Origin of the sequence: Methanothrix sp. (assembly GCF_016706325.1) — an archaeon.
Classification (GTDB): domain Archaea; phylum Halobacteriota; class Methanosarcinia; order Methanotrichales; family Methanotrichaceae; genus Methanothrix.
This window is the reverse complement of sequence record NZ_JADJJX010000002.1, coordinates 455,616-481,380: the sequence shown is the minus strand read 5'-3', so window position 1 is coordinate 481,380 and position 25,765 is coordinate 455,616. Positions and strand designations below refer to the sequence as shown.

16 protein-coding genes, 2 tRNA genes, 3 rRNA genes and 1 pseudogene are annotated in these 25,765 nt (G+C 52.1%); 14 read left to right on the top strand and 8 right to left on the bottom strand.

What is annotated here, in order from left to right:
• The first annotated feature begins 48 nt into the window (after nucleotides 1-48).
• Both IPI63_RS11945 and IPI63_RS11940 read left to right on the top strand, forming a co-directional pair.
• The gene (locus IPI63_RS11945; protein ID WP_292478627.1) at nucleotides 49-2,754 is read left to right on the top strand and encodes a helicase-related protein; all 2,706 of its coding nucleotides are present in this window, start codon (nucleotides 49-51) and stop codon (nucleotides 2,752-2,754) included.
• Nucleotides 2,751-5,765 carry an Eco57I restriction-modification methylase domain-containing protein gene (locus IPI63_RS11940; RefSeq protein ID WP_292478626.1) on the top strand — a complete coding sequence of 1,005 codons (3,015 nt, stop codon included), beginning with the start codon at nucleotides 2,751-2,753 and terminating at the stop codon, nucleotides 5,763-5,765. The genes IPI63_RS11945 and IPI63_RS11940 overlap by 4 nt, the downstream gene beginning before the upstream one ends.
• Here IPI63_RS11940 and IPI63_RS11935 read toward each other — a convergent pair.
• Nucleotides 5,762-6,856: pseudogene (locus tag IPI63_RS11935) on the bottom strand (IS1 family transposase). The gene IPI63_RS11940 and the pseudogene IPI63_RS11935 sit on opposite strands and share 4 nt — an antisense overlap.
• A gap of 124 nt (nucleotides 6,857-6,980) precedes the next feature.
• On the opposite strand from IPI63_RS11935, the gene IPI63_RS11930 reads away from it, so the two are divergent.
• Nucleotides 6,981-7,082: a type II toxin-antitoxin system HicA family toxin gene (locus tag IPI63_RS11930; protein WP_214065299.1), complete on the top strand. Its 102-nt coding sequence runs from the start codon at nucleotides 6,981-6,983 to the stop codon at nucleotides 7,080-7,082.
• Between the two features lie 493 nt (nucleotides 7,083-7,575).
• Here IPI63_RS11930 and rrf read toward each other — a convergent pair.
• The 5 genes from rrf to IPI63_RS11905 form a co-directional block, all read right to left on the bottom strand.
• A 5S ribosomal RNA gene (rrf, locus tag IPI63_RS11925) occupies nucleotides 7,576-7,697 on the bottom strand.
• Nucleotides 7,698-7,818: 121 nt separating this feature from the next.
• Nucleotides 7,819-10,723 (bottom strand): 23S ribosomal RNA (locus tag IPI63_RS11920).
• Between the two features lie 130 nt (nucleotides 10,724-10,853).
• Nucleotides 10,854-10,926 (bottom strand) — tRNA-Ala (locus IPI63_RS11915).
• A gap of 124 nt (nucleotides 10,927-11,050) precedes the next feature.
• Nucleotides 11,051-12,521, bottom strand: a 16S ribosomal RNA gene (locus tag IPI63_RS11910).
• Together the 16S, 23S and 5S rRNA genes with 1 tRNA gene alongside form the textbook arrangement of a ribosomal RNA operon.
• A gap of 289 nt (nucleotides 12,522-12,810) precedes the next feature.
• Complete coding sequence (locus IPI63_RS11905) at nucleotides 12,811-12,963, bottom strand: hypothetical protein (RefSeq protein ID WP_292478625.1); 153 nt, start codon at nucleotides 12,961-12,963, stop codon at nucleotides 12,811-12,813.
• Between the two features lie 41 nt (nucleotides 12,964-13,004).
• Here IPI63_RS11905 and IPI63_RS11900 point away from each other — a divergent pair, with 41 nt between their 5' ends.
• Complete coding sequence (locus IPI63_RS11900; protein WP_292478624.1) at nucleotides 13,005-14,957, top strand: aconitate hydratase; 1,953 nt, start codon at nucleotides 13,005-13,007, stop codon at nucleotides 14,955-14,957.
• A gap of 62 nt (nucleotides 14,958-15,019) precedes the next feature.
• Here IPI63_RS11900 and IPI63_RS11895 read toward each other — a convergent pair whose 3' ends face one another.
• A complete protein-coding gene (locus IPI63_RS11895; protein ID WP_292478623.1) occupies nucleotides 15,020-15,511 on the bottom strand; it encodes a hypothetical protein in 492 nt (163 codons plus the stop codon).
• Between the two features lie 85 nt (nucleotides 15,512-15,596).
• On the opposite strand from IPI63_RS11895, the gene tgtA reads away from it, so the two are divergent.
• Together tgtA and arcS are read left to right on the top strand one after the other, a co-directional pair.
• Nucleotides 15,597-16,988, top strand: a complete 1,392-nt coding sequence (gene tgtA / locus IPI63_RS11890; protein ID WP_292478622.1) for a tRNA guanosine(15) transglycosylase TgtA — start codon at nucleotides 15,597-15,599, stop codon at nucleotides 16,986-16,988.
• 160 nt (nucleotides 16,989-17,148) lie between these two features.
• Complete coding sequence (arcS, locus tag IPI63_RS11885; protein WP_292478621.1) at nucleotides 17,149-18,936, top strand: archaeosine synthase subunit alpha; 1,788 nt, start codon at nucleotides 17,149-17,151, stop codon at nucleotides 18,934-18,936.
• A gap of 294 nt (nucleotides 18,937-19,230) precedes the next feature.
• On the opposite strand, the gene IPI63_RS11880 is transcribed toward arcS, so the two are convergent.
• A complete protein-coding gene (locus tag IPI63_RS11880; RefSeq protein ID WP_292478620.1) occupies nucleotides 19,231-20,637 on the bottom strand; it encodes an FAD-dependent oxidoreductase in 1,407 nt (468 codons plus the stop codon).
• Nucleotides 20,638-20,905: 268 nt separating this feature from the next.
• Between IPI63_RS11880 and IPI63_RS11875 the strand changes: the two genes are divergently transcribed.
• From IPI63_RS11875 to IPI63_RS11840, 8 genes are all read left to right on the top strand, one after another.
• Nucleotides 20,906-21,715, top strand: coding sequence for a class I SAM-dependent methyltransferase (locus IPI63_RS11875; protein ID WP_292478618.1), 810 nt, complete (start codon nucleotides 20,906-20,908; stop codon nucleotides 21,713-21,715).
• A gap of 65 nt (nucleotides 21,716-21,780) precedes the next feature.
• Nucleotides 21,781-22,203: a UPF0158 family protein gene (locus IPI63_RS11870; protein ID WP_292478617.1), complete on the top strand. Its 423-nt coding sequence runs from the start codon at nucleotides 21,781-21,783 to the stop codon at nucleotides 22,201-22,203.
• 181 nt (nucleotides 22,204-22,384) lie between these two features.
• Nucleotides 22,385-23,029, top strand: coding sequence for a 30S ribosomal protein S13 (locus IPI63_RS11865; protein WP_292478616.1), 645 nt, complete (start codon nucleotides 22,385-22,387; stop codon nucleotides 23,027-23,029).
• Nucleotides 22,938-23,474 (top strand): 30S ribosomal protein S4, encoded by a 537-nt coding sequence (locus tag IPI63_RS11860; RefSeq protein WP_214064783.1) that lies wholly within the window; start codon nucleotides 22,938-22,940, stop codon nucleotides 23,472-23,474. Before IPI63_RS11865 ends, IPI63_RS11860 begins: the two co-directional genes overlap by 92 nt.
• Entirely contained in the window at nucleotides 23,475-23,864 is a 390-nt protein-coding gene (locus IPI63_RS11855) for a 30S ribosomal protein S11 (RefSeq protein ID WP_214064782.1), read from the top strand.
• A gap of 3 nt (nucleotides 23,865-23,867) precedes the next feature.
• Nucleotides 23,868-24,662: a DNA-directed RNA polymerase subunit D gene (locus IPI63_RS11850; RefSeq protein ID WP_214080006.1), complete on the top strand. Its 795-nt coding sequence runs from the start codon at nucleotides 23,868-23,870 to the stop codon at nucleotides 24,660-24,662.
• 47 nt (nucleotides 24,663-24,709) lie between these two features.
• Nucleotides 24,710-24,794, top strand: a tRNA-Leu gene (locus IPI63_RS11845).
• Nucleotides 24,795-24,999: 205 nt separating this feature from the next.
• Nucleotides 25,000-25,686: a HEPN domain-containing protein gene (locus IPI63_RS11840; protein WP_292478614.1), complete on the top strand. Its 687-nt coding sequence runs from the start codon at nucleotides 25,000-25,002 to the stop codon at nucleotides 25,684-25,686.
• The last annotated feature ends 79 nt before the right edge of the window (nucleotides 25,687-25,765 follow it).

Here is a 25,765-nt window from a genome sequence, read left to right as displayed (position 1 = left end):
CCTTTTGAGTCTATTCGCAAAGCCAATATCGAGTCGCCAAACCCAGAAATGTTGGGCGATCCAGCTTCAAATAAGCTCCTGATCCAAGCCTATCGTTATTCTATGCTTCATGGAGCCGCCCCTCTATTGAGCCTTCAGCGCAGCAGCGTCATCCCTACCAATTACCAGATTGTGCCAGTAGTCATGGCCCTTAAGAAGAGCAATAGGGTCAGGATGTTGATTGCTGATGATGTGGGTCTGGGAAAAACCATTGAGGCCGGCCTGATCGTATCCGAGCTTATGGCCAGAAACCTAGTCTCCAGAATACTCGTGGTCTGCCCTCGAAATCTTCGTGATCAATGGCGTGAGGCCCTGGAGTACTTCTTTCACATCGATGCAAAAGTTATTTCATCTATGCACCGCAGAGTTCTGGAGCGCCAGCTCCCTCCTGGGGCGAGCCCCTGGGAGCATTATCGCTGCCTTGTTGCATCCATAGACTACGTGAAGAAGGATCCCATAAGACATCAGGTCCTGGAGATTCCCTGGGATCTGGTAATAGTAGATGAGGCTCATCTTGCTGCCAAGCCTCACCAGAGCGGAGAGAATCAGAGCGTCTCCATGGAGCGATACGATTTCGTCCGTGAACTGTCAGCCAGGGCCAAGCATCTTCTTTTCCTTACGGCCACTCCCCACAATGGCTATACCGACTCCTATGCCAGCTTGCTTCGAATGCTGGATGGCAATATGGTCTCCGGCTCCTTCAACGAGCCTAGGATCAATCGAGAGCTCGCCAGAGAATATATCTGCCAGCGGAGGAGAAAGGATGTCGAGGATTGGTTCAAGGAACATTCCGAGGAAGAGAATCCGTTTCCAGAAAGAATGCAAGAAGAAGTGTTGGTAGACCTGGTTTTTGATGAAGAGAAGCAGATCCTTCGAACCCTAAGCAACTATGGAACGAAGATCCTTGATTCGGCAGAAGGGGGTTCCTATAAGACCCAAATAACTGCTAAATGGACTGTGATGCACCTGCACAAAAGAGGGATCTCCTCTCCTGCCGCTCTACGTCAGTCCCTCAAGAACCGCAGAGAGAAGCTGCTTTCCAAGATAAAAAGTGCGGAGTCCGAGGACCAGGCGAGCCTGACCTTCGAGCAAGCCAAGGCTACAGTCCTGGATGAAGACTTGGGTGATGATGAGACCGATGAGGAAGCGTATTATAAAGCAGACAGGAACGTCTTTGGATCGCTTGAGGCCAACAAAGAGGAACTGGCTGAGCTGGAAAAACTGGTGCCTTTAGCTGAAAAGATCACGCCCGCCAAGGACAGCAAGCTAAGAAAGCTGACCCGAGATTTTCTGAGCCAAGCCATATCCGGATATTATGGGCCTGCCAAGATAATCATATTCACTCGCTATAAGGATACTCTGGATTATTTGGAAAGAGAGATTCCCCAGAGGCTTCCAAAGTCCAAGTCTGACATAAAGATAATGACTGTTTACGGCGAGCTCAACGAGGCGCAGCGGAAAGAGCGACTCAATGAGTTCCAAAGGCTGCAAATAGGAATCCTTATCGCCACCGACTGTATCAGCGAGGGAATCAATCTCCAGCATATGGCCAACATTATGGTCCATTATGAGCTCCCCTGGAATCCCAACCGCCTGGAACAGAGAAATGGCAGGATCGACAGATACGGCCAGAAGGTTCCCCAGGTGCACATAAGAACCCTGGTTATGAGCGATACCTTGGATGCTACCATTCTCAAGGTGCTGGTGGAGAAGGCCAGGCGCATTCGAGAGGAGTTTGGCTTCTCTCCACCCTTCTTTGGGGATGATGCCAATGTTATCGACATAATCCGAGAGCAGGGCATCGAGGTTCCATCTGTCCAGAAGAATCTGATAGATTTTGGTGAAGATCGCAGGAGCCATGAGCAGATCAATCCCTTCGATGAAGAGACCATTGAAAGAATAAAAGCGGAGAGCTTCTATGGCCAATCGGATGTCGATTTTTCCGAGGTGCGTAAACGGATGAAGGAGACGGAAGAGCTGATAGGCAGCGAAGAGGATTTTCGCAATCTGGTTCTTAATGCCTTCTGGAATTTGGGCTGCGCCGTAGAAGAAAACCATGACTTCGAAAACACATTGAATATCAATTTCAAGAACTCTCAGCTTGTTATTCCTGGCCAGGATAGAGAGATCAAGAGGGCGACATTCGATCCCAAGTTAGCTCTTCAGAATAAAGATATTGTCCAGCTTAACGCAGGCCATCCCATTGTTCGCAGGGCCATAGAGCTGGTCCGACAGTTTGTCTTTGAGGGAAAGACGGCAGGATATGGTAGGACGGCTGCTATTTCCACTGCTGCCGTCCAGAAGGTCACACTCCTTTACCATTTCCTGGCCAGGTTCACAGTAGACACTAAGCCAGCAGGGATTATCGAGGAGATTTTGCCCGTGGCCTGCGATCTGACCGGCTCAAATTCGCTTGATGCCAGAGAGCTCGAGGCTATCTGGAGGTCCAGGCCCATGCCCATGAGGCGTACACGTGAGGAGATACTGCCTCACCTTAAGAAAGCCATTGATCCTGGGGTTTACCTGCCAGTTCTGCAAAGCCGTCTGGAGAAAAGGCTTGAGGCCATAAAACAGGAGCGTGCCGAACTAAAGGAGAAGTTCGATGAGTCCGACCAACACTGGCTGGAGGGGCTTGATGACGTATCACAGGCATCGACTGATATGCTCTCTGTGACCATCTATTATCCGGCTGTTCCAGGGGGTGCCAGCAGATGAGGATCAAGAACAAAGAGCTAGAGAACATCAACTACTCGGGAGGGCTTCTGTCAGAGCATTTCATAGCACTGATGAGGGAAGAATCCATATCTCATCCACTTGTTGCGCCTAAGACCTTCCGGGTTCCCTGGTCGAAGTCTGTTGCCGCTCTTGATAAAAAGGAGTACAAGCTTCGGATATCAAGGGCTTGGAAGGAGATGCTGGAGCGTTGGGATCTCTATGGCTATGGCAAGCTTCAAAGTATGGATGCGGCTGATGCTAGGCGCCGCTGGACTATGCCACTCTTGGAGGCTCTGGGGTTTGAGCCCGTCTCCACTCCTAAGCACATCGAGATTAGCGACTCCATGAAGTTCAGGTTCTCCCACAGGGGATGGATAGAGTCCCCGGATAACGGCAAGCCTCCCGTAGTTCATATTGTCCCGCCTGCCCAGGACCTGGATGAGCGACCTGAGAAAGGGCAGCCCTGCCCCCATGACGCTCTTCAGGCTTATCTCAATGTCCATGGGGATAAGTGGGGACTGGTCACTAACGGCCTTTATCTGCGGCTCCTGAGAGACTATCACCACACCTACACCAAGGGCTACATCGAGTTCGATTTAGAGGCTATCTTTTTAACCCGCTCCTATAGCGATTTCCATGCTCTATACCGGCTGGCTCATGCCAGCAGGTTCATGCCGTCCGAGTCAGGCGAGATCTATCTGGAAGAGTACTTCAATCATAACCAGGCGGTGGGGGAAAAGGTCGGTGCTGGCCTCAGGAGGAGCGTGATCTCGGCCATCAACACCCTAGGCAATGGCTTTCTCGACGCGGCGTTCGTATCAGAGCTCAGGGGTGACCAGGACAAGTGCCACAGATTTTATGAAGAGATTCTCAAGACCATATACCGCATCATATTTCTGCTCTATGCCGAGCAGCGGGGGATGTTGGGTGGATCTTCAGGCAATAATCTCTACCTAGAGGAGTATAGCCTCTCTGCCTTGAGAGAGAGGGCAGCGAGGCACAGCAAAGAGGATGGCCATAAGGACCTGTGGATTGGCCTGCAGAACACCTTCCGGATGATCTGGAAGGGAGTTCCCGAGCTGGGGATTTATCCCTACAACGGGATGCTTTTCGAGACATCTGGAGAAGAATATACCAGCCGGTTCGGCTGCAAGAACTCGGACCTGCTGGAGGCCATTCGCTTTCTCACTCTCACAGAGATTGACGGCACAGCCCGAAGGATCAACTACTCGGAGATCAATGTGGAGGAGATAGGCTCTATCTATGAGAGCCTGCTGGACTTTGCGCCCCGCATCACTGACCAGCCGGAGGAGATAGAGGGCATTTCCTATCCCGCCAACAGCTTCATCCTTGATCCCAGGGGCTCAGCCAGGAAGACCACAGGCAGCTATTATACCCATCCCGATCTTGTGCAGGAGCTGATTAAGAGCGCCTTGGAGCCGGTCCTGGCAGAGCGGCTCAATAGTGCAGGCTCGGGCAAGGAAGTCAGGGAGAGGGCAATTCTATCCATCAAGGTCTGCGATATGACCAGCGGCAGCGGGGCTTTTCTAATTGCGGCCTGCAACCGTCTGGCTCTGGAGTTGGCCAGGGTAAGAACGGAGCCGACAGTGCCAGATGATGATGCTATTCAGGAGGCCAAGAGAGATGTCCTGCAGAGCTGCATCTACGGAGTCGATCTTAATCCTATGGCTGTTGAGCTGACCAAAGTATCCCTCTGGATCAATGCCATGGTCAAGGACAAGCCACTCAATTTTCTGGACCACCATGTCAAGTGTGGCAATAGCCTGATAGGGGCTACGCCGGAGCTTATCGCAAAGGGAGTTCCTGATGAAGCATTTAAGGCTGTAACTGGAGATGATAAGAAGATCTCTAAGCACTTTAAGGATATTAATAAGAAACAACGTATAGCAAAAGGAGTAACTCTGTTTAGATGGAGCGAGAAAGCCCTGATGGATTATGCGGATGATTTCTCTCGCCTTTCGGATATGGTCGAGAACACTGCAGAAGGAGTCGTAGATAAGTGCAAAGAATATCATAGGCTAAAGGATACAGAGTATTTACGTAGAAAGAAATTACTGGCCGATGCATGGACGGCTGCTTTCTTTGTTCCGCTGAATGACAATAGATATCAAGTGCCGACAAGCGAAGTAATCATGGGATTAGCAGAGGATATATGTCCCCCAGACGCAATGATAAAAAAAATCGAGGAATTTGCCCATAAGCATAAGTTCTTTCATTGGTATTTAGAATTCCCTGAGGTCTTCGCCGAGGGTGGTTTCGATGTTGTACTTGGAAATCCTCCTTGGGAGAAGGTTCAAATTGAGGAGATACCTTTTTTCTCTTTGCACCGCCCCGATCTAGATTTGCGCATCGCTAGCAAAAGAAAGATGATAATTAAACATATTAGTGAGGAAGATCCAATTTTATATAATCAATGGTTGGATTATAAAATGTCTCATGAGAAAGAAAGCAAGTTCATCAGAAATAGCGGTTGTTACCCATTGACAGGAACAGGAAAGTTTAATACATATGCTCTTTTTGCGGAGTTGGCTCAGAAAATCGTTTCTAATAATGGGCAGTCAGGTTTGGTAATTCCTAGCGGTATTGCAACGGATAATAATAATAGCAATTTCTTTAGCACATTGATAAGTAGCAAAACTCTAACATCTTTATACGAATTTGAGAATAGTCAATCTCTTTTTCCAGGAATTCATAGGCAAACTCGGTTTTGTCTATTGACAACATCTGGAGAAGGTATCAGAAAGGATTTTGTTAATATCGCTTCTGAACTTAGTAGCCTGGATCAATTAAACAATCCTAATAGACATATATCTATTGGTTTTTCGGATTTCTCTTTATTTAATCCGAATACATTAACGGCTCCAAAATTCCGAACCATTCAAGACTATGAAATTGCTAGACGTATTTATAGTTTTATTCCGCCATTGATTAAAGAATATGAAAAGTTGGAAAATCCTTGGAATGCAGATATTCGGGTCGTGAGCCTCTAATGGGTTTGAGTTTTGTAATATGGAAAAGTCAAGAGTTCCTGCAAGCTCCAGACATGATCGATTAAGCCAGCTTGCTTCGCGGGACTATTGAACTTCGTTATGCCCATCTCATTTCTATATTTTAGAGCACGATGCTTTCGGCAGTAGTTGAAGTGCGCGAAATATAGGGTCATTTGGTTATTCAATTCTGCAGTCTCCTTAGAGAAACCTATGGTTTTCCTTGATATGCGGTTATTATCTTGTCTGCATGTCAGGTTTTGCCGTTCAATGTAGCTGGTAGATATCATTTTGTGGTCTATATCTTTTGCCAAATATGATTCTCTTGACCACTTTTTTTAGTCTACCGTTGACCCTCATTTTAATGACTTGAGCATATTGTAATAGTTCATCTACGATTAATTTAGGACTTCGAGGTCGCCCTCGCTTGCCTGTTGGTGCGAACGGCTGTAGTTTTCCATATTGCTTTCGAAGAGCTGCTGCATATAGTCTTAATCCATCTGTCACAAAGAGCGGCATTGATCTGAGTCTTTTGGCAGTATTTGAAACGAGCTGATCTGCATTTTCCTGAGATCGCTCACCGATAACATGTGAAAGCACCAACCTGCAATTTGCAGCCATGCTTATCCAGATCCAAGTTCCTTTATCTTCGTATTCACCTTCTCTGGGTAGTGTTTTTTCCCCACAAAAGTCCATGCCTCGTCCATCTCTACCTTTGGGGTCTCTACATCCTTCAAGACAACTTCATTGACTTTTTCACTATGCTTTGCTGCTTTCGAGATCCAAGTGCTTACAGTAGATGGTTTTGACTCAAGGATCTCAGCTATTCCTAAGACACTCATTCCACGCATGGCCATTTTTAGAGCCAGCTTGATCTTTTCTTCGTTTGTTCTTGTGTCATAGAATGCAGTGTTAGTTCTATCACAGAATCTGGTACCACATGTGTGGCAAATATATTTCCTGACCTTGCCGGAGCTTATCTTGTAAGTTCCGTACACAGTGACGTTTCCTTTCCCAGCAATTCCAAATAGATTGCACTGCTCATTCGGGCATGCTACATCCAAGAATCGAGGCTTTGGACCTCTTTTGCCCATTTTGCTACACCCCATGTAGCATATAGGAATAGGTTATATAAATAACAGCCGATTGTAGATTCACGACCCGAACTGGCACCAAAGGGGAGAAAGCTCTCATTTCTCGACATAGAGGTCGAGCGATTTGCCCAGGCTTCCAATAGTCTCGGCTAAGGAAGCCATCAAGGCTCTGGAGCACCTGGGTTTCCTGGCCTATCGCCAGACCGGCAGCCACATTCACCTATAGAATGAGGAGAAAAATCTGGTAGTAACAGTGCCTAATCATCCGGAGCTGGCGAAGGGCACGTTAATTTCTATCATGAAGTAGGCCAGGCTTGAGAGGGAGGAGTTCATCTCTGCGCTTAAAAAGTAAGCCAAAATGATAGCCCAATACGCATAGCAGGGTGATCACAGTAATCACGGAGCCTCGATTCCGACTTGGGCGAGTGTCCGTCATTTCCCGAGGGCTCGCTCCCCTTGGGGCGGGAGGCGGCATAGTTGCATGGACCCTTGATGGCAGCCAATTCGGTAGACCTGGATCCAGCATGGTATAATGTCTGTCGCATCCCGAGGTATAGCTATAATTAAAGATATTAGGTGAGCACGGCAGCTCTCCGGCTGACGGCCTTTCCGGGCGCACAGTATCCCGATCGACCGTGCAGCATGACTGAGTGGGATTTGAAATGCAGTAATTCGGGAGCCCAAGCTCATGATGTCATTACAAAAAGAAATTTAGGTGAATATGGCAGCTATCCATATTTCCCGAGGGCTCTCGCACCTGAGTACAGTATGGAACGTGGACGGGCTTATCTTCTGAGTTCGGGATGGGTTCAGGAGTTGCCCCGCCGCTCTGGCCGCCATATTCGATTCGAAGGTCCGGAGTCGAACCGAAATTTGACCTTTGATGCAGTCTATATTGCTGCATCCCCTTCGTTATGGTGCACTTTTTTTGCTTTGCGACACAGATTTCGCCCGAGTTTAGCGGAGCGCTGCAGAGTTATTAGTAGCTGCGAGCTGAACACCTCGTTGCCTCGGTGCGTACACCCCGACTCTATCAAACTCGTCTTTTACGAGTACTCTAAGCGGTCTCTTTTCGGGTGCGGTTTCGGGCTTAGATGCTTTCAGCCCTTATCCGCGAGCACGTAGCTGCTCGGCATGCCTTGCCAGACAACCGATAGACCAGAGGTGCCGTTGGTTTGTTCCTCTCGTACTAAAACCAACTTGCCCTCAGACCGCAACACACCCCTAACAGATAGTAACCGACCTGTCTCACGACGGTCTAAACCCAGCTCACGATCTCCTTTAATAGGCGAACAACCTCACCCTTGGCCGCTGCTGCACGGCCAGGATGGAAAGAACCGACATCGAGGTAGCAAGCCACCGGGTCGATATGTGCTCTTGCCGGTGACGACTCTGTTATCCCCGGGGTAGCTTTTCTGTCATCTAACGCTCTCACCAAGAGAGCTGAGAGGTTCGCTAAGCCCGACTTTCGTCTTGTCACCTCTTGCTATGCGAGGTAACATCAGGCTGACTTATGCCTTTACACTCTTTGTTGGGTTTCCGACCCAACTGAGTCAACCTTAGGGCGCCCTTGATATCTTTTCAAGGGCGTGGCGCCCCACCCAAACTGCCCACCTACCGAGGTCCTCTTCTCAGAGTTAGGGCAGCGGCTCTGAAAGGGTAGTATTCCAGTGTTGACTCCACTCGGACTGGCGCCCGAGCTTCGACGTCTCCTACCTATGCTCTACAATCAGAACCACAACCCAACGGCAGGCTGCAGTAAAGCTCCACGGGGTCTTCACTTCCCATTAGGGGTCTCCAGACTCTGCACTGGAATGTAAGGTTCACCGGGTACCAGCTAGGGACAGTGGGACTCTCATTGATCCATTCATGCGAGCCGCCAATTAAGCGGCAAGGTACTACGCTACCTTAAGAGGGTCATAGTTACCCCCGCCGTTAACAGGCCCTTCTTCCCGTTGAACCGGGTCTTCAGGTACCTGCACTGGGCAGGATTCAGTGATTGTACTAGTCCTTACGGAGTCGCAATCACCTATGTTGTTATTAGACAGTTAGAGTCCCCTCGTCACTGCGACCTGCTTTTTGCAAAGCAGGCACCATTTATCCCGAAGTTACATGGCCAATTTGCCGAATTCCCTTAGCTAGCATATGCCGAAACGCCTTAGCCTTCTCAGCTTGGGGCACCAGTGTTGGATCTCGGTACGAACTTTCAACTCCCTTTTCACGGGCTCCTGGAATTTGCCAACTTACGTCATCACGCTTTCGCCTGTTTCTCGCCATTACGGCTCTCCGCAGGCTTGCACGCTTGAACGCCCAGGCAAGGACGCTTGACATATCCGGAAGCGTCAGTTTTAATGTTGAAAGGTACAGGAATATTAACCTGTTTCCCATTCGGCGTACTCCGATTAGGGTACGTCTTAGGACCGACTAACCCTCGGCTGACGAACATTGCCGAGGAACCCTGGCCCTTACGGCGATCGGGATTCTCACCCGACTTTGCTGCTACTGCTACCAGGATTTTCGTCTCTACGCGGTCCACACCTGCTCACGCAGATGCTTCTGCCCACGCAGAGCGCCTCCCTACTAGATCACCTTGCGGTGCTCCGTGGTATCGGTAATCGGCTTAGCCCCGTCCATTTTCGGGGCCCTGAATCTCGACTGGTGAGCTGTTACGCACTCTTTAAAGGATAGCTGCTTCTAAGCTAACCTCCCAGTTGTTTATGACCCAGGACTCCCTTAAGTGTTGACACTTGGCCGATATTTGGGGACCTTAACCACGGTCAGGGTTGTCTCCCTCACGGACTAGAAGCTTACCCCCCAGCCCGGACTGCTGGTCGTCTACGACGACGGCGGTTTTGGAGTTTGACAAAAGAACAGACCCTTTCGAGTCCGGCTTCCCCAATCAGTGCTCTACTCCGCCGACTATCTCAGACCAGGTCATACTGCGATATGTTTCGGGAGGAACCAGCTATTCCCGACCTCGATTGGACTTTCACCCCTAGACGCAGGTCACGAGAGCGATTTGCATATCAACACCTCAAGCGGTCCTCCACGCAGCTTTCGCCACGCTTCAACCTGCCCACGCCTAGATCGCCCGGCTTCGGGTCGCATACGGACGACTACACGCACTTGTATACGTCGCGCCTCTTCTCATGCGCGCTTGTCGCTTTCGCTCCGGCTGCCTCTATGACAGAATTAGCCTCGCCGCCAATATGCACTCCCTGGTTCGTTCTTCAAAACGCATGTTAGAACGCTGGCAGTCTCTCTCGTACTGCGGCGTTGCCACCGTTTCCTTCGAAAGAAAGATCCTTTGGCGCCCTAACGCACTATCGCCAGCCAGTTTCAGGCTCTTTGCACCTCCCTATCTGGGGTACTTTTCAGCTTTCGTTCACACTACTAATACGCTATCGGTCTCAAGTTGTATTTAGCCTTGGAGGTTGGTGACCCCCAAATTCCCGCGCGATTTCCGACGCACAGTACTCAAGACAAGGCCCAGGATCTGATCTGTTACGGCTACGTGGCTCTCACACTCTATGGCAGGCCATTCCAGGCCATTTCGCCTTCCAGGTCAGAACTTGCAGGCCAGGCTTATAACACCACATCTCCCTTGCGGGATTCGGTTTAGGCTCTACCGCGTTCACTCGCCGTTACTGACGGTATCTCGGTTGATTTCTCTTCCTGTCCCTACTAAGATGTTTCAATCCGGGACGTTCCCGATCCTTGAGGATCGAGTCCGAAGACTCAGGATTTCCCATTAGGAGATCCTCGGTTCAATGGCTCCATGCGCCTCGCCGAGGCTTATCGCAGCTTGGCACGTCCTTCATCAGCACTTGAGCCGAGCCATCCCCTGGCTGGCATAAGCAGCTTATGCCCCACTAAACTCAGTGAGCGTCTGGTCGCAAAGCTTGTGCACGGCATCGCAGGACTGCCCCCCATGCCGGGGAGCCAGACCTCCGCCCTTCCACATCGAGTCTGCCTCGATGTGTGCATATATCCCAAATGGACTTGCTGGGATTCGGACCCAGGGCCTCCGCCTTGCAAAGGCGGCGCTCTACCAGCTGAGCTACAAGCCCCAGATCACGGCCAGCAGATGATTGCAAATTAGCTGGATAGATTTGTCTTATTTCATGGTCTTGATCGACATTTCAGCTTCCGATTGGCTCAGAGAGGCATGCCATTTGGCATGCTCGTAACGTTAGGAGGTGATCCAGCCGCAGATTCCCCTACGGCTACCTTGTTACGACTTAACCCCCCTTGCAAAGCCCAAATTCGAACGCCTCCATTGAAAGCGCTCTCATTCAGACCCTACTCGGGTGGTTTGACGGGCGGTGTGTGCAAGGAGCAGGGACGTATTCACCGCGTTCTGTTGAAACGCGATTACTACGGATTCCAGCTTCATGAGGGCGAGTTGCAGCCCTCAATCCGAACTAAGATTGGTTTTAGGAGATTTCCGTCCCCTTTCGGGGTAGATACCCATTGTACCAACCATTGTAGCTCGCGTGTGGCCCGGGATATTCGGGGCATACTGACCTACCGTTGCCCATTCCTTCCTCCGCTTTAGCAGCGGCGGTCCCCACAGTGTACCCGTCACTCCGGAGAGTACGCTGGCAACTGTGGGCGTGGGTCTCGCTCGTTGCCTGACTTAACAGGATGCTTCACAGTACGAACTGACGACGGCCATGCACCACCTCTCAGCTAATCCGGCAAAGTCTTCAGCCTGGCCTTCATGTTGCTGTCGGTCCCGGTAAGATTTCCGGCGTTGAATCCAATTAAACCGCAAGCTCCACCCGTTGTTGTGCTCCCCCGCCAATTCCTTTAAGTTTCAGCCTTGCGGCCGTACTTCCCAGGTGGCTCGCTTCACGGCTTCCCTACGGCACCGACAACGGTCGCACCGTGGCCGACACCTAGCGAGTATCGTTTACGGCTAGGACTACCCGGGTATCTAATCCGGTTCGTGCCCCTAGCTTTCGTCCCTTGCCGTCAGGTCCGTTCTGGTGAGACGCCTTCGCCACTGGTGGTCCTTCAAGGATTACAAGATTTCACCCCTACCCCTGAAGTACCTCTCACCTCTCCCGGCCTCGAGCCAGACAGTATCCCCTGAAAGCCTGACAGTTAAGCTGCCAGATTTCCCAAGAGACTTATCCGGCCGGCTACAGACCCTTTAGACCCAATAATAACGGTTACCACTCGAGCCGCCGGTGTTACCGCGGCGGCTGGCACCGGTCTTGCCCGGCCCTTGCTATATAATGCTTTTTAGGCATCACGACAGCCAGATTTGTAACCTGGCACTCGAGGTTCCCTTATCGCTGTTCCCAGCATTGTAAAGTTTTCGCGCCTGCTGCACCCCGTAGGGCCTGGATTCGTGTCTCAGAATCCATCTCCGGGCTCTTGCTCTCACAACCCGTACCCGTCGTAGGCTAGTAGGTACGCTACACCCACTACTACCTGATAGGCCGCAGACCCATCCTTAGGCGCCGGAGCTTTGGATCTCGATGCATTCCAGCAGACGAGACCTATCGGGAATTATACCCAGTTTCCCGGGTTTATACCCGTCCTAAGGGCAGGTTGTCCACGTGTTACTGAGCAGTACGCCATGTATTGCTACATTCGACTCGCATGGCTTAGTCGAACCTCGATAGCAGTAACCTCTGGCAGGATCAACCAGAATTCTCTAGGAAGTATGCGTTATGTTCCGAACCAATCGGAATTGGCTGAGTCGCCAAGACCATTGTCAGACACGAAAAAGCTCGCGTCTCCACATATTCTGTATATCGCATCATGGAATTCGACCCATCATGGATTCAGGGTCGCAGCCTTATGGATGCGATGCCTAAGCGGCCCATTAAGGTAGTCATCTGCGGTATTTAACTCTTTCCCCCGGCCTCGAATTTTTGAGGCGGAGAAGTTGCAGGGACAACCTCAGACCAAACTTGTATCATTGGTCCTATAACCAACATCTACAGGACCTGTAACCCTGCCCTTTCAGGCGGGCCGAACCCATCCAATAACTCAGAGATATATAACCTTTTTGCCCCATCATCAATCACTCCATCGCCGAGTACCTCATCGTCGAGTATTAATATCACAGTTGCGAGTATCGATATAATCATCCTCTACACCTGCTTATTGATGAATCAACTGGAGGTCTTTTATGGGCTACACCTTGACGGAGAAGATCCTGCGAGAGCACCTTGTAGATGGCTCCTACGAGCCGGACGAAGAGATAGGCATAAAGATAGATCAGACTCTGACCCAGGATGCCACTGGCACCATGGCTTATCTTCAGTTCGAGTCCATGGGGCTCTCTGACATCGCCACAGAGCTTTCCGTAAGCTACGTCGATCACAATACCATACAGGTGGGATTTGAGAACGCTGACGACCATGCCTACCTGGAGTCCATCGCGAAGAGATATGGAATATACTTCTCCCGCCCTGGAAACGGCATCTGCCACCAGGTGCACCTGGAGAGATTCGCCCGCCCGGGCAAGACCCTTCTGGGCTCGGACAGCCACACCCCCACCGCAGGAGGAGTGGGCTCCTTAGCCATGGGCGCGGGCGGGCTGGATGTTGCCGTCGCTATGGGAGGAGGAGCATACTACCTCACAGCTCCCCGAGTGATCGAGCTGCATCTTACGGGCAAGCTCCAGCCCTGGTCCACAGCAAAAGATGTGGCCCTAAAAGTGCTGCAGATCCTGAGCACGAAGGGGAACGTGGGCTTCGTCTGCGAGTATACCGGCGATGGCATATCCAGCCTGACGGTGCCGGAGAGGGCAACCATCACCAATATGGGGGCAGAGACGGGGGTCACCACATCCATATTCCCCAGCGACCTGCAGACCAGAAGGTTCCTGGCTGCTCAGGAGAGGGAGAGCCAATGGAAACCCCTTGTCGCAGACAAAGAGGCCCTCTATGACCGCAGCCTGGAGATCGACCTGGAGCAGATCGAGCCCCTGGCAGCCGCCCCCCACAGCCCGGGGAATATCGTTCGTGCTGGAGATCTGGACCTTCCTGTGGATCAGGTGATGATCGGCTCCTGTACCAACTCCTCTTATGTGGACTTGATGACCGTGGCCAGGATGGTGAAGGGAAAGAAGCTTCCTGAAGGTGTTTCTTTAGGGATAGCCCCTGGATCGCGACAGGTCTTGGGCGCCATTGCAAAGAACGGCGCCCTTGGCGACCTGATAGAATTCGGGGCGAGGATACTTGAGGCCTCATGTGGATTTTGTATCGGAAACAGCATGTCCCCCTGCACCAACTCCATCTCCGTCCGCACCAGCAACCGCAACTTTATGGGCCGATCCGGCACCCCCAGCGCCAATGTCTATCTGACCAGCCCGGTGGTCGCTGCCGCTGCCGCCCTCACCGGCAGGCTGAGCGACCCAAGAGAGCTGGACATGGAGTTTCCAGCAGTCCAGATGCCCGATCATTTCCATATCGATGACCGGATGATCATCCCACCGGCAGCACCGGATCTGAGGGCAGGGACCACCATCTGCCGCGGCCCGAATATCGGCCAACCTCCTGTCAATCAACCCCTGCCCGAGGATATAACAGGATGTGTGACCATAAGGGTGGGAGACCTGATAACAACTGACCACATCATGCCTGCTGGATCCAGACTCAAGTACCGCTCCAATGTTCCCAAATATGCTGAGTTCGTCTTCGAGCCGCTGGACAGGGATTTCGCCTCTCGCGCCTCCTCTCTCCGCGATCAGGGCTGCCACAATTTGATTGTCGCCGGCCTTAGCTACGGCCAGGGCTCCTCCCGAGAGCATGCCGCCATGTGTCCCATGTACCTGGGGGTGAAGGGAGTGATCGCCAAGTCCATAGAAAGAATACATGCCGCCAACCTGGTCAACTTTGGCATAGTGCCGTTCACCTTTGAACAGGAGTCGGACTGGGAAATTCTCCCGGAAAATACGAGAATCAGAATACCTGCAATTCGCAGATCATTAGAGAAGGGGGATGAGAGCGTCCTCGCCCTTGTAGAACAGAGCGAGCAAGCATTGGCTCTGAAGATGAACCTCTCCGGAAGGCAGAGGATGATTCTCCTTGCCGGCGGACTGTTGCCGTATACAGTCGCCTCCAGAAAAGGAAATTAGTGGTGCAGGAATAAGCAGAGCTTTTCCTGTTCGTCTATTTTTGTGTTTTATCTGTTCTCATCTCAGACGTTGAAGAAGGACATAACACTCTGAGCAACCACCTTCTCTGAGGCATCAACTGCCGGCATGCCAGTTCCACTGCTGGTGTCAAGGATGCCGGAGTCGGCTCTATATGAGGAGACTTCATTCAGGCCCAATTCCCGGTATACCTCTGTCTTCAGAGCCTGGCTCTTCTTATCCTTTTCACTGAGGCCCTGGGTGGTAACATTGCTCTTGAAGCTGGTGGACCTGAGATCCAGAGGGGTGCTGAACAGCAATGGGAAGTGATTCATCCACATGCCCATCTCAGTTGTCAAATTGATGCTGCTTTGGTTCTGCTCGCCGGCAACATATCTGCTCCAGTAGGTCTGCACAAAGGGGTCAAAGGTCGATGTGCTCGGTTCATTGAAAAAGGCGGTTTGACTGGAGCTATAGCCCTCACCCAGGAAGCTGCCCTGGGCAGCCGTTAAACCCGTTAAGCTGATCAGAGCAATCAATGCAGTTATATTTTTCATATTAATCCATCCTGTTTTATTCAGTTTCCCATCTTCCCGGTGATCTGACCCAACCTATTTATTCCTTATTGGCGTTGGGCAGGATATGCCGGACCGCTTCGAGATACTGCATAAGGATCTGGCCGGAAGGATCGGCCGGCTTTCCACCCCCCATGGCAATGTTGAGACCCCTCTTCTAATGCCGGTGGTCAATCCCCATCTTCCCCTCATCCCTCCGGAGGAGCTGGGACTGATGGGTGCGGGGATGATTATCACCAATAGCTACATAATAAACCAGGATCAAGAATTGAGAATCAAAGCAATAGAACGTGGCTTGCACGATCTCCTGGGCTTCTCCGGTCCGATAATGACTGACTCGGGAGCCTTTCAACTCTCAGTATACGGCGATATCGATGTCTTGCCTTTGGAGATACTTGATTTTCAGTTTGCCATAAAATCGGATATATCTGTGCCCCTGGACATACCAACCCCTCCTGATGTCTCCAGGGAGAGGGCGGAATTGGAGCTGAATACCACGGAGATGAGGCTCCAGGAGGCAGCCAGTCTGAAAAGAGAGGTACTGCTGGCCGGACCGGTCCAGGGATCGACCTATCCCGACCTGCGGGAGAGGGCGGGGAGGTTTGCCCGGGGCCTCGGATTCGATCTTTGCCCTGTGGGTGGGGTGGTGCCTCTGATGGAGGCCTACCGGTTCAGGGATCTGGTGGATGTGGTTGTCGCTGCTAAGAAAGGCCTGGGCTCGGGAGTTCCCGTCCATCTCTTCGGAGCGGGACATCCAATGATCTTTGCCCTGGCGGCTGCCATGGGCTGCGACCTCTTCGACTCCGCCGCCTATGCTCTCTATGCCCGAGAGGGTCGCTATCTGACCGTCCAGGGAACGAGGAAGCTGGCGGAGATGAAGTATCTTCCCTGCTCCTGTCCCGTCTGCCAGAAATACACCCACCAGGAGCTGATGGACAGCCCACAAAGGACGAAAGAGCTGGCCCGCCACAACCTTTACATCTCCCTGCAGGAGATCAAGCTCGTCCGGCAGAGCATTCGCGAGGGTTCGCTTTGGGATCTCCTTGAGGCACGCTGCCGCTCCCACCCCCGAATGCTGGATGGCCTGAAAAGGCTGGGCTCATATGGAGAGTGGCTGGAGAGGCTGGACACAGCCAGCAAGTCCACCTTCTTTTACACCAGCCAGGAGGCCAGTCTGCGCCCGGAGGTACTGCGCTACGCCCGCAGGATCGGTCGCATCTCCCTGGAGGGTGAGGTGCTGATCACAAGCGATCCCGCTGCTGACTCGTCCCGTTTCGACAACATGCTGCTCTACAAGCCGCCCTTCGGGCCCTACCCCCGTGAGCTGGCTGAGACCTATCCCTTTAATGCTGAGGTGCCGGAGCAGGCCGACAGCGCCGCCAAAGAGCAGGCGGAGAGGAACATGAGAGAGCTGATGACGGCCAATCCAGAGGCGAGGTTCAGCATAAGGATCGAATAATCCAGAGCAATCCAGACAAGCCCCGTGGCCGGCTACCATAGGGTTAAAAACGACCCTAATCCCTTTTTTATACGATTAAGTCATTGTCTGCTGATAATATGTTTGAGATCAATGCTCCAACTCCAAGACATCCAGCATCTGCAAGCGAGGCATACAAGCTATGACCAGGTACTTCGAGGTTCTCCGACGCGACGGCCCAGCCCGCATGGGAAGGCTCCTCCTGAAGAGGCAGATCAGCACTCCCGGCATCATCATCCCCCAGGATTATCTCTCTGTGGGGAGCGTCTTTGGCTATGGCTCCCTGGAGGAGGTCATAGCTGCTCAGGAGAGCTTGAAGGAGCTGAAGAATGAAAAAAAGCTGGCCATCTTGCCGTATGTTCCCTCAGCACTGCACCTCAAGCCGGCCCTGGAGTTGCCAGCTCTGGATTTAGATGGTCCGAAGGGCGTGCTTGTTTATCCTTTCAGCCAGAGGACGCCCCAGGATGCCGATGTCTACTTAATGGGCAATGCTGGAAGCCTCAGAAATCCCCGGGACCTGGTGGAGGCGGCGATCAGTGTTAGGGAGAAGATCCCACCAGATAGTGCCCTTTATGCCCCTGCTCTGGCCACGCCCGCCAATCTGGCCCTTCTGATCTACCTGGGAGTTGATCTTATTGATGGCACCAGGATGATAGCAGATGGCCTATTGGGCCGCTACCATACCCGTGATGGTGTCTGGACTGCCAAGGAGCTGGAAGGGAAAAGTGAGCTCTTTTGCCTCTGCTCCCACTGCCAGAGCATCGAGCTGAAGGGAAAGGAAGAGAAGAGAGCCGCCGGCCAGGAGAGGGATCTATTCGCCGCCCATAACCTGCTGAAGCTGGAGGAGGAGCTGCTGGTGGTCAGGGAGGCGGTTCGCTCTCAGAGCATCAGAGAGTATGTTGAGCGCCAGGTCAGGGTGACTCCCGGCCAGACTGCTGCTCTGCGCCTGCTGGATGGGGAGCAATGCTATCTGGAGAAAAGGACGCCCACGAGCAGGCGCAGCACCTTTTATGCCAACTGCGCCGAATCCCTGCAGAGGGTGGAGGTCACCCGCTTTGCAGAAAGGGTTCTAGAGAGATATCAGGCCCCGCAGAGCGATGTGCTGCTGCTCCTGCCCTGCTCTGCCAGGAAGCCCTACTCCACCTCCCGATCGCACCGCCTCTTCGCCGAGGCCGTCGGGCCCGCAAGGCGCTATCTGCATGAGCTGATACTCACCTCGCCCCTGGCCCTGGTGCCGCGGGAACTGGAGGAGGCTTATCCTGCTGCCAGCTACGATGTGCCGGTCACCGGCCGCTGGGATCGAGAGGAGAGGGCCTGGCTGATCGGTTGCCTGGAGGCTTACCTGAAAAGAAATCGCTATACGAGAATAGTCGCCCACCTGGAGGGAGAGCTGGAGGAGACAGTGCGAGAGTCGGGCCTGGATGCCATCTATACCGGCGGGGGGACCGGTGCTTCAGACCTATCCCGCCTCGCCAAAGCAGTAAAAGAGGCCTGCCGCGACGCAGCTCGCCTGCCGGACCTGCGGCTATTGCGTTACCGGGCTCATGCCGACTTCTATTTGGGCCAGGGCGCGGGCGATGCCCTGCTGGCGGGAAAGATAATGGTGAAGGGCAGGGAGATTCAGGATGAGAAAAAAAGGCCTCTGGCCACCTGGACCATAAACGGCAGCATGGCTCTCTCCATGGAGGGAGCAAAACGCCTGGAGCCGCTGGGCAGATACATCGTAACCATAGGCGACTTCCTGCCCCGTGGCTCGCTGCTCGCTCCAGGGGTCGTCGGCGCAGATGAAGAGATCCGGCCGGGGGATGAGGTTAGCATCATCGGCGAGCAGGCCTTCGGGGTGGGACGGGCGAAGATGTCCGGCTGGGAGATGGTAGCATCAAGAAGAGGAGTGGCAGTGGAGATCAGGCATATAGAGGGGAGGCTGTAGTATGAGAGAAATGAGAAAGAGGAAGAGACGAAATGCGAAAAAAGAGAAGAGCTGCTTGGATATGATCAGCCCGAACTCTTTTTATTCCCAAGGGAGATAAAGTTAAGCTGAACTGGTTTTGCTACGCCCCCCCCCCCCCCCGCCCCCCCCCCCGCCCCCCCCCCGGCCCCCCCCCCCCGCCCGCCCCCCCCGGGCCCCGCCCCCCCCCCCCCCGAAAAAATGAAAGATATGCAGCTTATGGGCGGGATGAAGCCAGCCTGCCCATCCCGACTTATGCCAGCTGCGATCTGAAGGCTAACAGATCAATTTATTTTTCAGAGCCTCCTGAGCGGCATCCACTGTCACATCCACGAGCAGAGATAAGGATGGGTCGAAGCATCTCTCTGTGCTCTCAAGATCCTCTGCTGTAACACGGGCTCTTATGGCCACAGCCATCTCATTTACCCGGTCTGAGACCGGAACCTCAGAGATCATCTGAGCCCCTATAAGCCTCATGGAGAAGGCATCAAAGATCAGCTTCATTGTGAGAGGCTTGGCCCCCGGGAAGTATCTGGCCTTGGTCAGCTTGGTTGCCTTGCCGGATATCGTCTTAATGCCCGCTCGTTCTGCCGCCTCTGTGGTCACCCCCACCGATCCAAAATTCATTCCCGCGATCTCGGCGACAACCGGCCCCACACACGGATCGTAAGAGGAATACAGACAGGGATTGCCTTCGATATCACTGATTATATTGTCTGAGATGACATTCGCCTGGACAACAGATGTAGAAGCCAGCTGATTCAACCGCGGGCGGAGGGTGATGCCATCTATGACCTCGATGCAGTCGCCCAAGGCATAGACCTCTTTGAGGTAGCTCCCCCTCTTTTTGACATGCAGTGTGCTGTCGGTTATAATTCCGCCAGTATGCCCTGTCTCTATTCCCGCCTCCACTGCCAGTCTGACATTCGGCCTCATCCCCTTGGCGATCACAATCATCTCCGCAGGGATCTCCTTTTCACCACCCTCGCCGATGAGAACAGAGCTGACAGTGCCTTTATCCTCTCTCAGGCCAGTTATTGGCTTCTTCTCCAGTATGAACTCTATCCCCTGATTTTGCATCCAATCCTTGAGCATATCGCCCATATCAGGATCCAGGCCTCCGGGAAGCAATGAGGGAGGACCTGCAAGGACAGTGGTCTTGATATGATTGGCAGAGGTCGCAGCAGCAGCCTGCAGTGCAATTATCCCCCGCCCGCGAACAAGGGCGTTTTTCACAGTTCCGGACTTGATGGCAGCCTCGATCTCAAGAGCATCTTCCATGCTGCTCAGGGTGAATATGTTCTTCAGAGTTGACCGTTCAATAACCTCAGGAAGGGCCGGTTTTCTCCCTGTGGCAATGACCAGATAATCGTATTTGAGCGTCTCTTTTTCCTTCAGCTTCAAGGTCTTGTCATCGGTATTTATCCATTCGACCTCGGTATTAGTCCTGAAATCCACTCCCTGCTCTGTGAAGAACTCAGGCTTGTTGATCACAACCTTCTCTATCTCATACCATCCGCGGAGTGCATAGGGCAGTCCGCAGACGGAGACCCAGCCGCTCTCCTCCCGCTTTATGAGGACGATCTTGAGATCCTCCTTCGCCGCTGTTTTCTTTTCCAGGAGATCCTTCATCACAAATATCCCGGAAATCCCTCCGCCTATGATTACTGCAGTCTTGGTCATTTAACACACCTGTCCTGATCAATTGATTAGATGTACATTATTAAATGATTAAATGAAATACTTATAACCTCTTTGCATTGCCCCCAAAAAGAGATAGGGAATATCCCTGGTCGCTGCCTGGTTTAAATATCAAGCTGCCCGGCATATATCTCCATCGCGATATTGGATATATCTCCTCTGCTCGACTCTATTGCCTCATGCAGCCTCTCGACAGCTAAGATCGATACAAACGCTAAGATTAATACAAACCTCGGATATCATCTGCTTTATGGGCAGTGCATATGTCCACGGCTATGATCCCAAAGAGAGCAGACGCCTGCAGGATCAGGCTTCCACCCTGGTCGAGCTGCTGCACTCTGATACCTCTTATCCTGCTGGCAGCCGGGTCCTGGAGGCGGGTTGCGGAGTGGGGGCGCAGACATTAACCCTATCCCAAAACAGTCCGGGGGCATCAATCATCTCACTGGACATATCCCGTACCTTCCTCCTCCAGGCCAGAGGAAGGGCCAGGGAGGCAGGCCTTGAGAATGTCGATCTTCTCCAGGCGGATATATTCCATCTTCCCTTTGAGGCCCAATCCTTCGACCACTTGTTCCTCTGCTTTATCCTCGAGCACCTCCCCCGGCCGGCAGAGGCTGTCACCGCCCTGAAGGAGTTCATCCGCCCCGGGGGCACAATCACAGTGATCGAGGGGGACCACGGCTTAGCATACTTCTATCCTGATAGCACTGCCGCTAAAAGAGCTATCGCCTCCCTGGTGGAGCTGCAGAAAATGTCTGGAGGAAACGCTATGATTGGAAGAGAGCTTTACCCCCTGCTCTCTAAAACTGGCTTCAGATCGGTCCGGGTCTCTCCTCGCATGGTCTATGCCGACTCCAGCCGGCCGGAGATGGTGGAGGGCTTCACCAGGAACACCTTCACTGCCATGATCGAGGGGGTTCGCGAAGCGGCGATAGGGTCAGGGATGATAAAATCGGAGACGTTTGATGAGGGGATAAGGGATCTATACCGGACAGCAGAAGAGGATGGTGTTTTCTGCTATACATTCTTCAAGGCCGTTGGAATAAAAAAAGGATGATCGAGCTTCAGATCAGTTAGGAAGGTCTGGAAAAAAGGAAATAAGCAAATTTAAAAGATCAGAGAATGGATATGACCACCTTCGACGAGATTCATAATGCATTCCTTTATGTATGTTCGGCCGAGTACGGTATGAATAGAGCATTCCTGTGCCTTGATAATGGCGAGATCTACTATCAATCCGAATGGGATGATCCAAAGGACGAGGATGAGTTCGAATGCGATCACTTCATACCGATCCCTCATAAGAACGAACTCAACCTGGGACAGATGCTCGTTATCGAATTTGCAGAAGAGCATCTGCCTGATGATCTGAATACTATTCGGAGGATCTTTGGCCGGCGCGGGGCATATAGACAGCTCAAAGACCTGTTTGATGAGAGAGGCCTTCTTCAGACCTGGTATGATTATGAGAACGCCAGGCAGAGAGAGGCGCTCAGGGAGTGGGCCAAGGATAATGAGATCGAGCTGGAATCGCAAGCAACCTGATCCAAGCAGCCTGACCCAAGCAGCCTGATCCAAGAGGCCTGATCCTCATAAGTCTTTTATACGAGAAGCATAACTTCACTTTGGCTCATTGGATTGATTCGCCCCACAATGTGTTAAGCGGGCGGCGTCGGGCTCAGACCCGGGGCTGATCCAGAGGAATAAAGTTCCCTGGAGGACTAATTTGGCAAGACCAACTGCAGGAAAAGAGAAGCCTAAGAAGGCTGAAGAGAAGCCTAAGAAGGGCTCTGATGAAGAGCTCAGGCATATAGTTCGCATTTTGAATACCGACCTGGACGGCAAAAGGCAGGTCCACATGGCCCTGACGGGCATCAAGGGTGTGGGCCGCAGATGCGCCAAGATCTTCACTGAGAGGGCAGGAGTGGACCCGAGAGCTACCCTCGGCCTGCTTCCTGATGCCGAGATCGATAAGCTGAAGAAGGTCGTGGAGGAGGATGCCATCGATATCCTGCCCGCCTGGATGGTCAACCGGCGTGGCGATATTGAGACTGGCAAGGATATCCATATCATGGGCGTAGAACTGAATATGACCCTCCGGGAAGACCTTGACCTCATGAAGAAGATGAGGAGCTACAAGGGCCTCAGACATGAAAGGGGCCTGCGGGTGAGAGGCCAGAGGACAAGGTCCACTGGACGCACGGGTGCCATTGTGGGCGTCAGCAGAAGGAGAGAAGGAGCTGCTGCATCAAGCAATAAAAAGGAGAAGGTGGTAGGAGATGGGATATCCGGGCAAGAGCCGGAAGATGTATGCCAGGCCACGTACTCCCTGGCAGGCGGAGAGGATCGCAGGAGAGGTGGAGGTAGTTAAGGCCTACGGACTGCGGAATAAGAGGGAGCTATGGAAGGCTCAGGCAGTGCTCAAGAAGTACAGACAGGCAAGCAGAAAGCTCCTGGCAGCAGTCTCATTGGGGGAGGAGCCTCCTCAGGCTCAGGCCGTCCTCAAACGCCTCAAGAAGCTGGGAATGCTCAAAGAGGACGGAGATCTGGACGCCATCTTATCCTTGAAGGTCAATGACATTCTGGAGAGAAGGCTGCAGACCCAGGTCTATCGGCAGGGGCTGGCTAACTCATTGAAGCAGGCCAGGCAGTTCATCGTCCACGGCCACATACAGGTGTCAGGAAGGAGGGTGGATGTTCCTGGCTACCTCGTGCCCAGGGGCGAGGAGATGCGTATTGACTATTACATGGGCTCTCCCATGGCCAATGAGGGCCATCCGGAGAGGGCATCCAGAACACCCAGGGTGGAAGGATAAATGGCAGAAGGAAAATGGGGCATTGCCCACATATTCTCGTCCTTTAACAACACAATCATCACCATCACCGACCAGACTGGAGCGGAGACTCTGGCCAAGATCTCTGGAGGAATGGTGGTCAAGGCAGCCAGGGACGAGAGCTCACCTTATACAGCCATGCAGATGGCCTTGCAGGTCGCTGATGCTGTGAAGGACAAGGGAATCATCGGAGTGCATGTCAAGGTGCGTGCCCCCGGCGGGAACCGGCAGAGATCTCCAGGACCAGGCGCTCAGGCGGCCATCAGGGCCCTGGCGCGAGCAGGGCTGAGGATCGGCAGGATAGAAGATGCGACCCCCATACCTCACGACGGGACCAAGCCCAGAGGGGGGAAGAGGGGTCGAAGGGTGTAAAGCTTGAAGTTCGAGTTGATTGAGCTGAGGGAGGACCGGATCCGGTTTCTCCTCAGCGGCGTTAGCGCCGCATTCGCCAATGCCATTCGCCGGACCTGCATGAGCGAGGTTCCAATACTGGCAATAGATGAGATCAGCCTTTATGATAACACCTCCGTCCTCTTCGATGAGCAGATAGCATTGAGGTTGGGGGAGGTTCCGCTGGTGGCAGAGGAGCTGGATTTCCTCTCCCAGCCGGAGGACTGTCAGTGCGACGGGACAGGCTGTCCAGGCTGCCGGGTGGATTTCATGATCTCCAAAGAAGGCCCCGGCATGGTCTACTCCGAGGACATTCAGTTCACCGATCCCGGTGTAAGGCCGGCCTTCGAGAGGATCCCCCTGGTGGTGTTGGGCGAGGGGGAGAAGCTGGTGATGGAGGGCTATGCCACCAAGCGAGTAGGCAAAGAGCACTCCAAGTGGAATGCAGGCACTCTGTGCGGCTACAAGAATCTGCCCAGCATAATGATCGGTGAAGCCTGCGACGGATGTGGATTGTGTGTTGAGGTCTGTCCCCGCAATATTCTGGTAATAGAGGAGGGCAGAGCGAAAGCTACAAATATACTGGAATGCTCCTTGTGCAAGCTCTGCATTGGCATCTGTGAGGCCGCAGCAATTGATCTCAAGCCCATTCGGGATTCCTTCGTGATCTCAATCGAGAGCAGTGGATCGATTCCTGCCAGAGATCTTGTGGCCAAGGCTGCAGATGAGATCAAGATAAGGGCTCTTGATCTGAATGCTAAGCTGACAGAGCTATCTTAACGCCCTGGATCGGCCAAGACAAAGCCGGTCTATAACCGATATCTCGAGCGGGGGTTTCCAAGCCAGGTCAAAGGAGCAGGGTTGAGGGCCCTGTCACGCAGGTGTTCGCGGGTTCGAATCCCGTCCCCCGCACTAATTTCTCTTTCTTGATATCGTTTATTGGGCTTTGGCTTTGGCCAAATGCAAATTGCAGGTTATGAAAAAACTGATGAAAATGAGAAATTCCAAAAATAAGAAGAGATTATCACAAAATCAAATACGTGTAACTTGCTGATTATATATACGCCTCCCCGTAAATATGGAAAAATGTATATATCAGAAATTTATACTCAAATTTATGACTGATAAAGGAGAATTGATGCTCAGGTGGCTTGAATGGGCTGGTAATGATTATATTGCAGCTAGACTACTTTTTTTAAACAATTTGCTTGTTCAGGGAAGTGGCTTATCAAACACAACTATTGAAAAGTATCTTAAAACCCTTTATTTTTTTTACGATTTACAATTTCCAAGAGGTTATGAAGGCCATGATGTATGCATTCTTTATGAAAAGCTAAAAAAAGATAAAGGATTGCAGTTGGGAATTAATGAGGAGTATCTTGCATTACTGTTTAAGTCATACTCTTTGAGATATCCAGATGAATTGAAAACGGGATTTAATATCGTACTCTGCAAAACGAAATTGCTAGCCGAATTAGATCGCACTGTATATGAGATTGAGAAGCTGTTTAGTTTTGAAGTGGCAGGCAAAAAAGTAGAGACAACGATTGAATCTCTTCTGAAGACCGGAAACCCAATTTTATTGACCAAAAATTGCTACTTTGGAGATTATGATAGGGGGACCTTATTTAAAGAAAAAAGTCCCTGCGCCGAAATTCGAGTCTTTGGTAAAGGCACCCTTGTTCAATCGTTTATATTTCACGACGGTAATATTGATAACGAAAAATTTGATGTAGAAGCGCTCAAACCGAACGGCAAAGGTAGTTATCTATTCGGCGAGCGATCACCAATCATTAAAACGTAAGCGTTAGTTTAAATAAGATCCTGTACTTTCCAAGTTTCTCCTAATTTTTTATTATTCAAATTATTCGCTTCGTTAGATT

Excerpts from the sequence above, each read along its gene's own strand:
- IPI63_RS11940 (WP_292478626.1), top strand. The coding sequence starts at position 2,751 with ATGAGGATCAAGAACAAAGAGCTAGAGAACATCAACTACTCGGGAGGG.
- IPI63_RS11945 (WP_292478627.1), top strand. The coding sequence starts at position 49 with ATGTTGGGCGATCCAGCTTCAAATAAGCTCCTGATCCAAGCCTATCGT.
- IPI63_RS11880 (WP_292478620.1), bottom strand. The coding sequence starts at position 20,637 with ATGACCAAGACTGCAGTAATCATAGGCGGAGGGATTTCCGGGATATTT.
- IPI63_RS11900 (WP_292478624.1), top strand. The coding sequence starts at position 13,005 with ATGGGCTACACCTTGACGGAGAAGATCCTGCGAGAGCACCTTGTAGAT.
- arcS (WP_292478621.1), top strand. The coding sequence starts at position 17,149 with ATGACCAGGTACTTCGAGGTTCTCCGACGCGACGGCCCAGCCCGCATG.
- IPI63_RS11855 (WP_214064782.1), top strand. The coding sequence starts at position 23,475 with ATGGCAGAAGGAAAATGGGGCATTGCCCACATATTCTCGTCCTTTAAC.
- tgtA (WP_292478622.1), top strand. The coding sequence starts at position 15,597 with ATGCCGGACCGCTTCGAGATACTGCATAAGGATCTGGCCGGAAGGATC.
- IPI63_RS11905 (WP_292478625.1), bottom strand. The coding sequence starts at position 12,963 with ATGATTATATCGATACTCGCAACTGTGATATTAATACTCGACGATGAG.
- IPI63_RS11860 (WP_214064783.1), top strand. The coding sequence starts at position 22,938 with ATGGGATATCCGGGCAAGAGCCGGAAGATGTATGCCAGGCCACGTACT.
- IPI63_RS11875 (WP_292478618.1), top strand. The coding sequence starts at position 20,906 with ATGGGCAGTGCATATGTCCACGGCTATGATCCCAAAGAGAGCAGACGC.
- IPI63_RS11870 (WP_292478617.1), top strand. The coding sequence starts at position 21,781 with ATGGATATGACCACCTTCGACGAGATTCATAATGCATTCCTTTATGTA.
- IPI63_RS11895 (WP_292478623.1), bottom strand. The coding sequence starts at position 15,511 with ATGAAAAATATAACTGCATTGATTGCTCTGATCAGCTTAACGGGTTTA.
- IPI63_RS11840 (WP_292478614.1), top strand. The coding sequence starts at position 25,000 with ATGACTGATAAAGGAGAATTGATGCTCAGGTGGCTTGAATGGGCTGGT.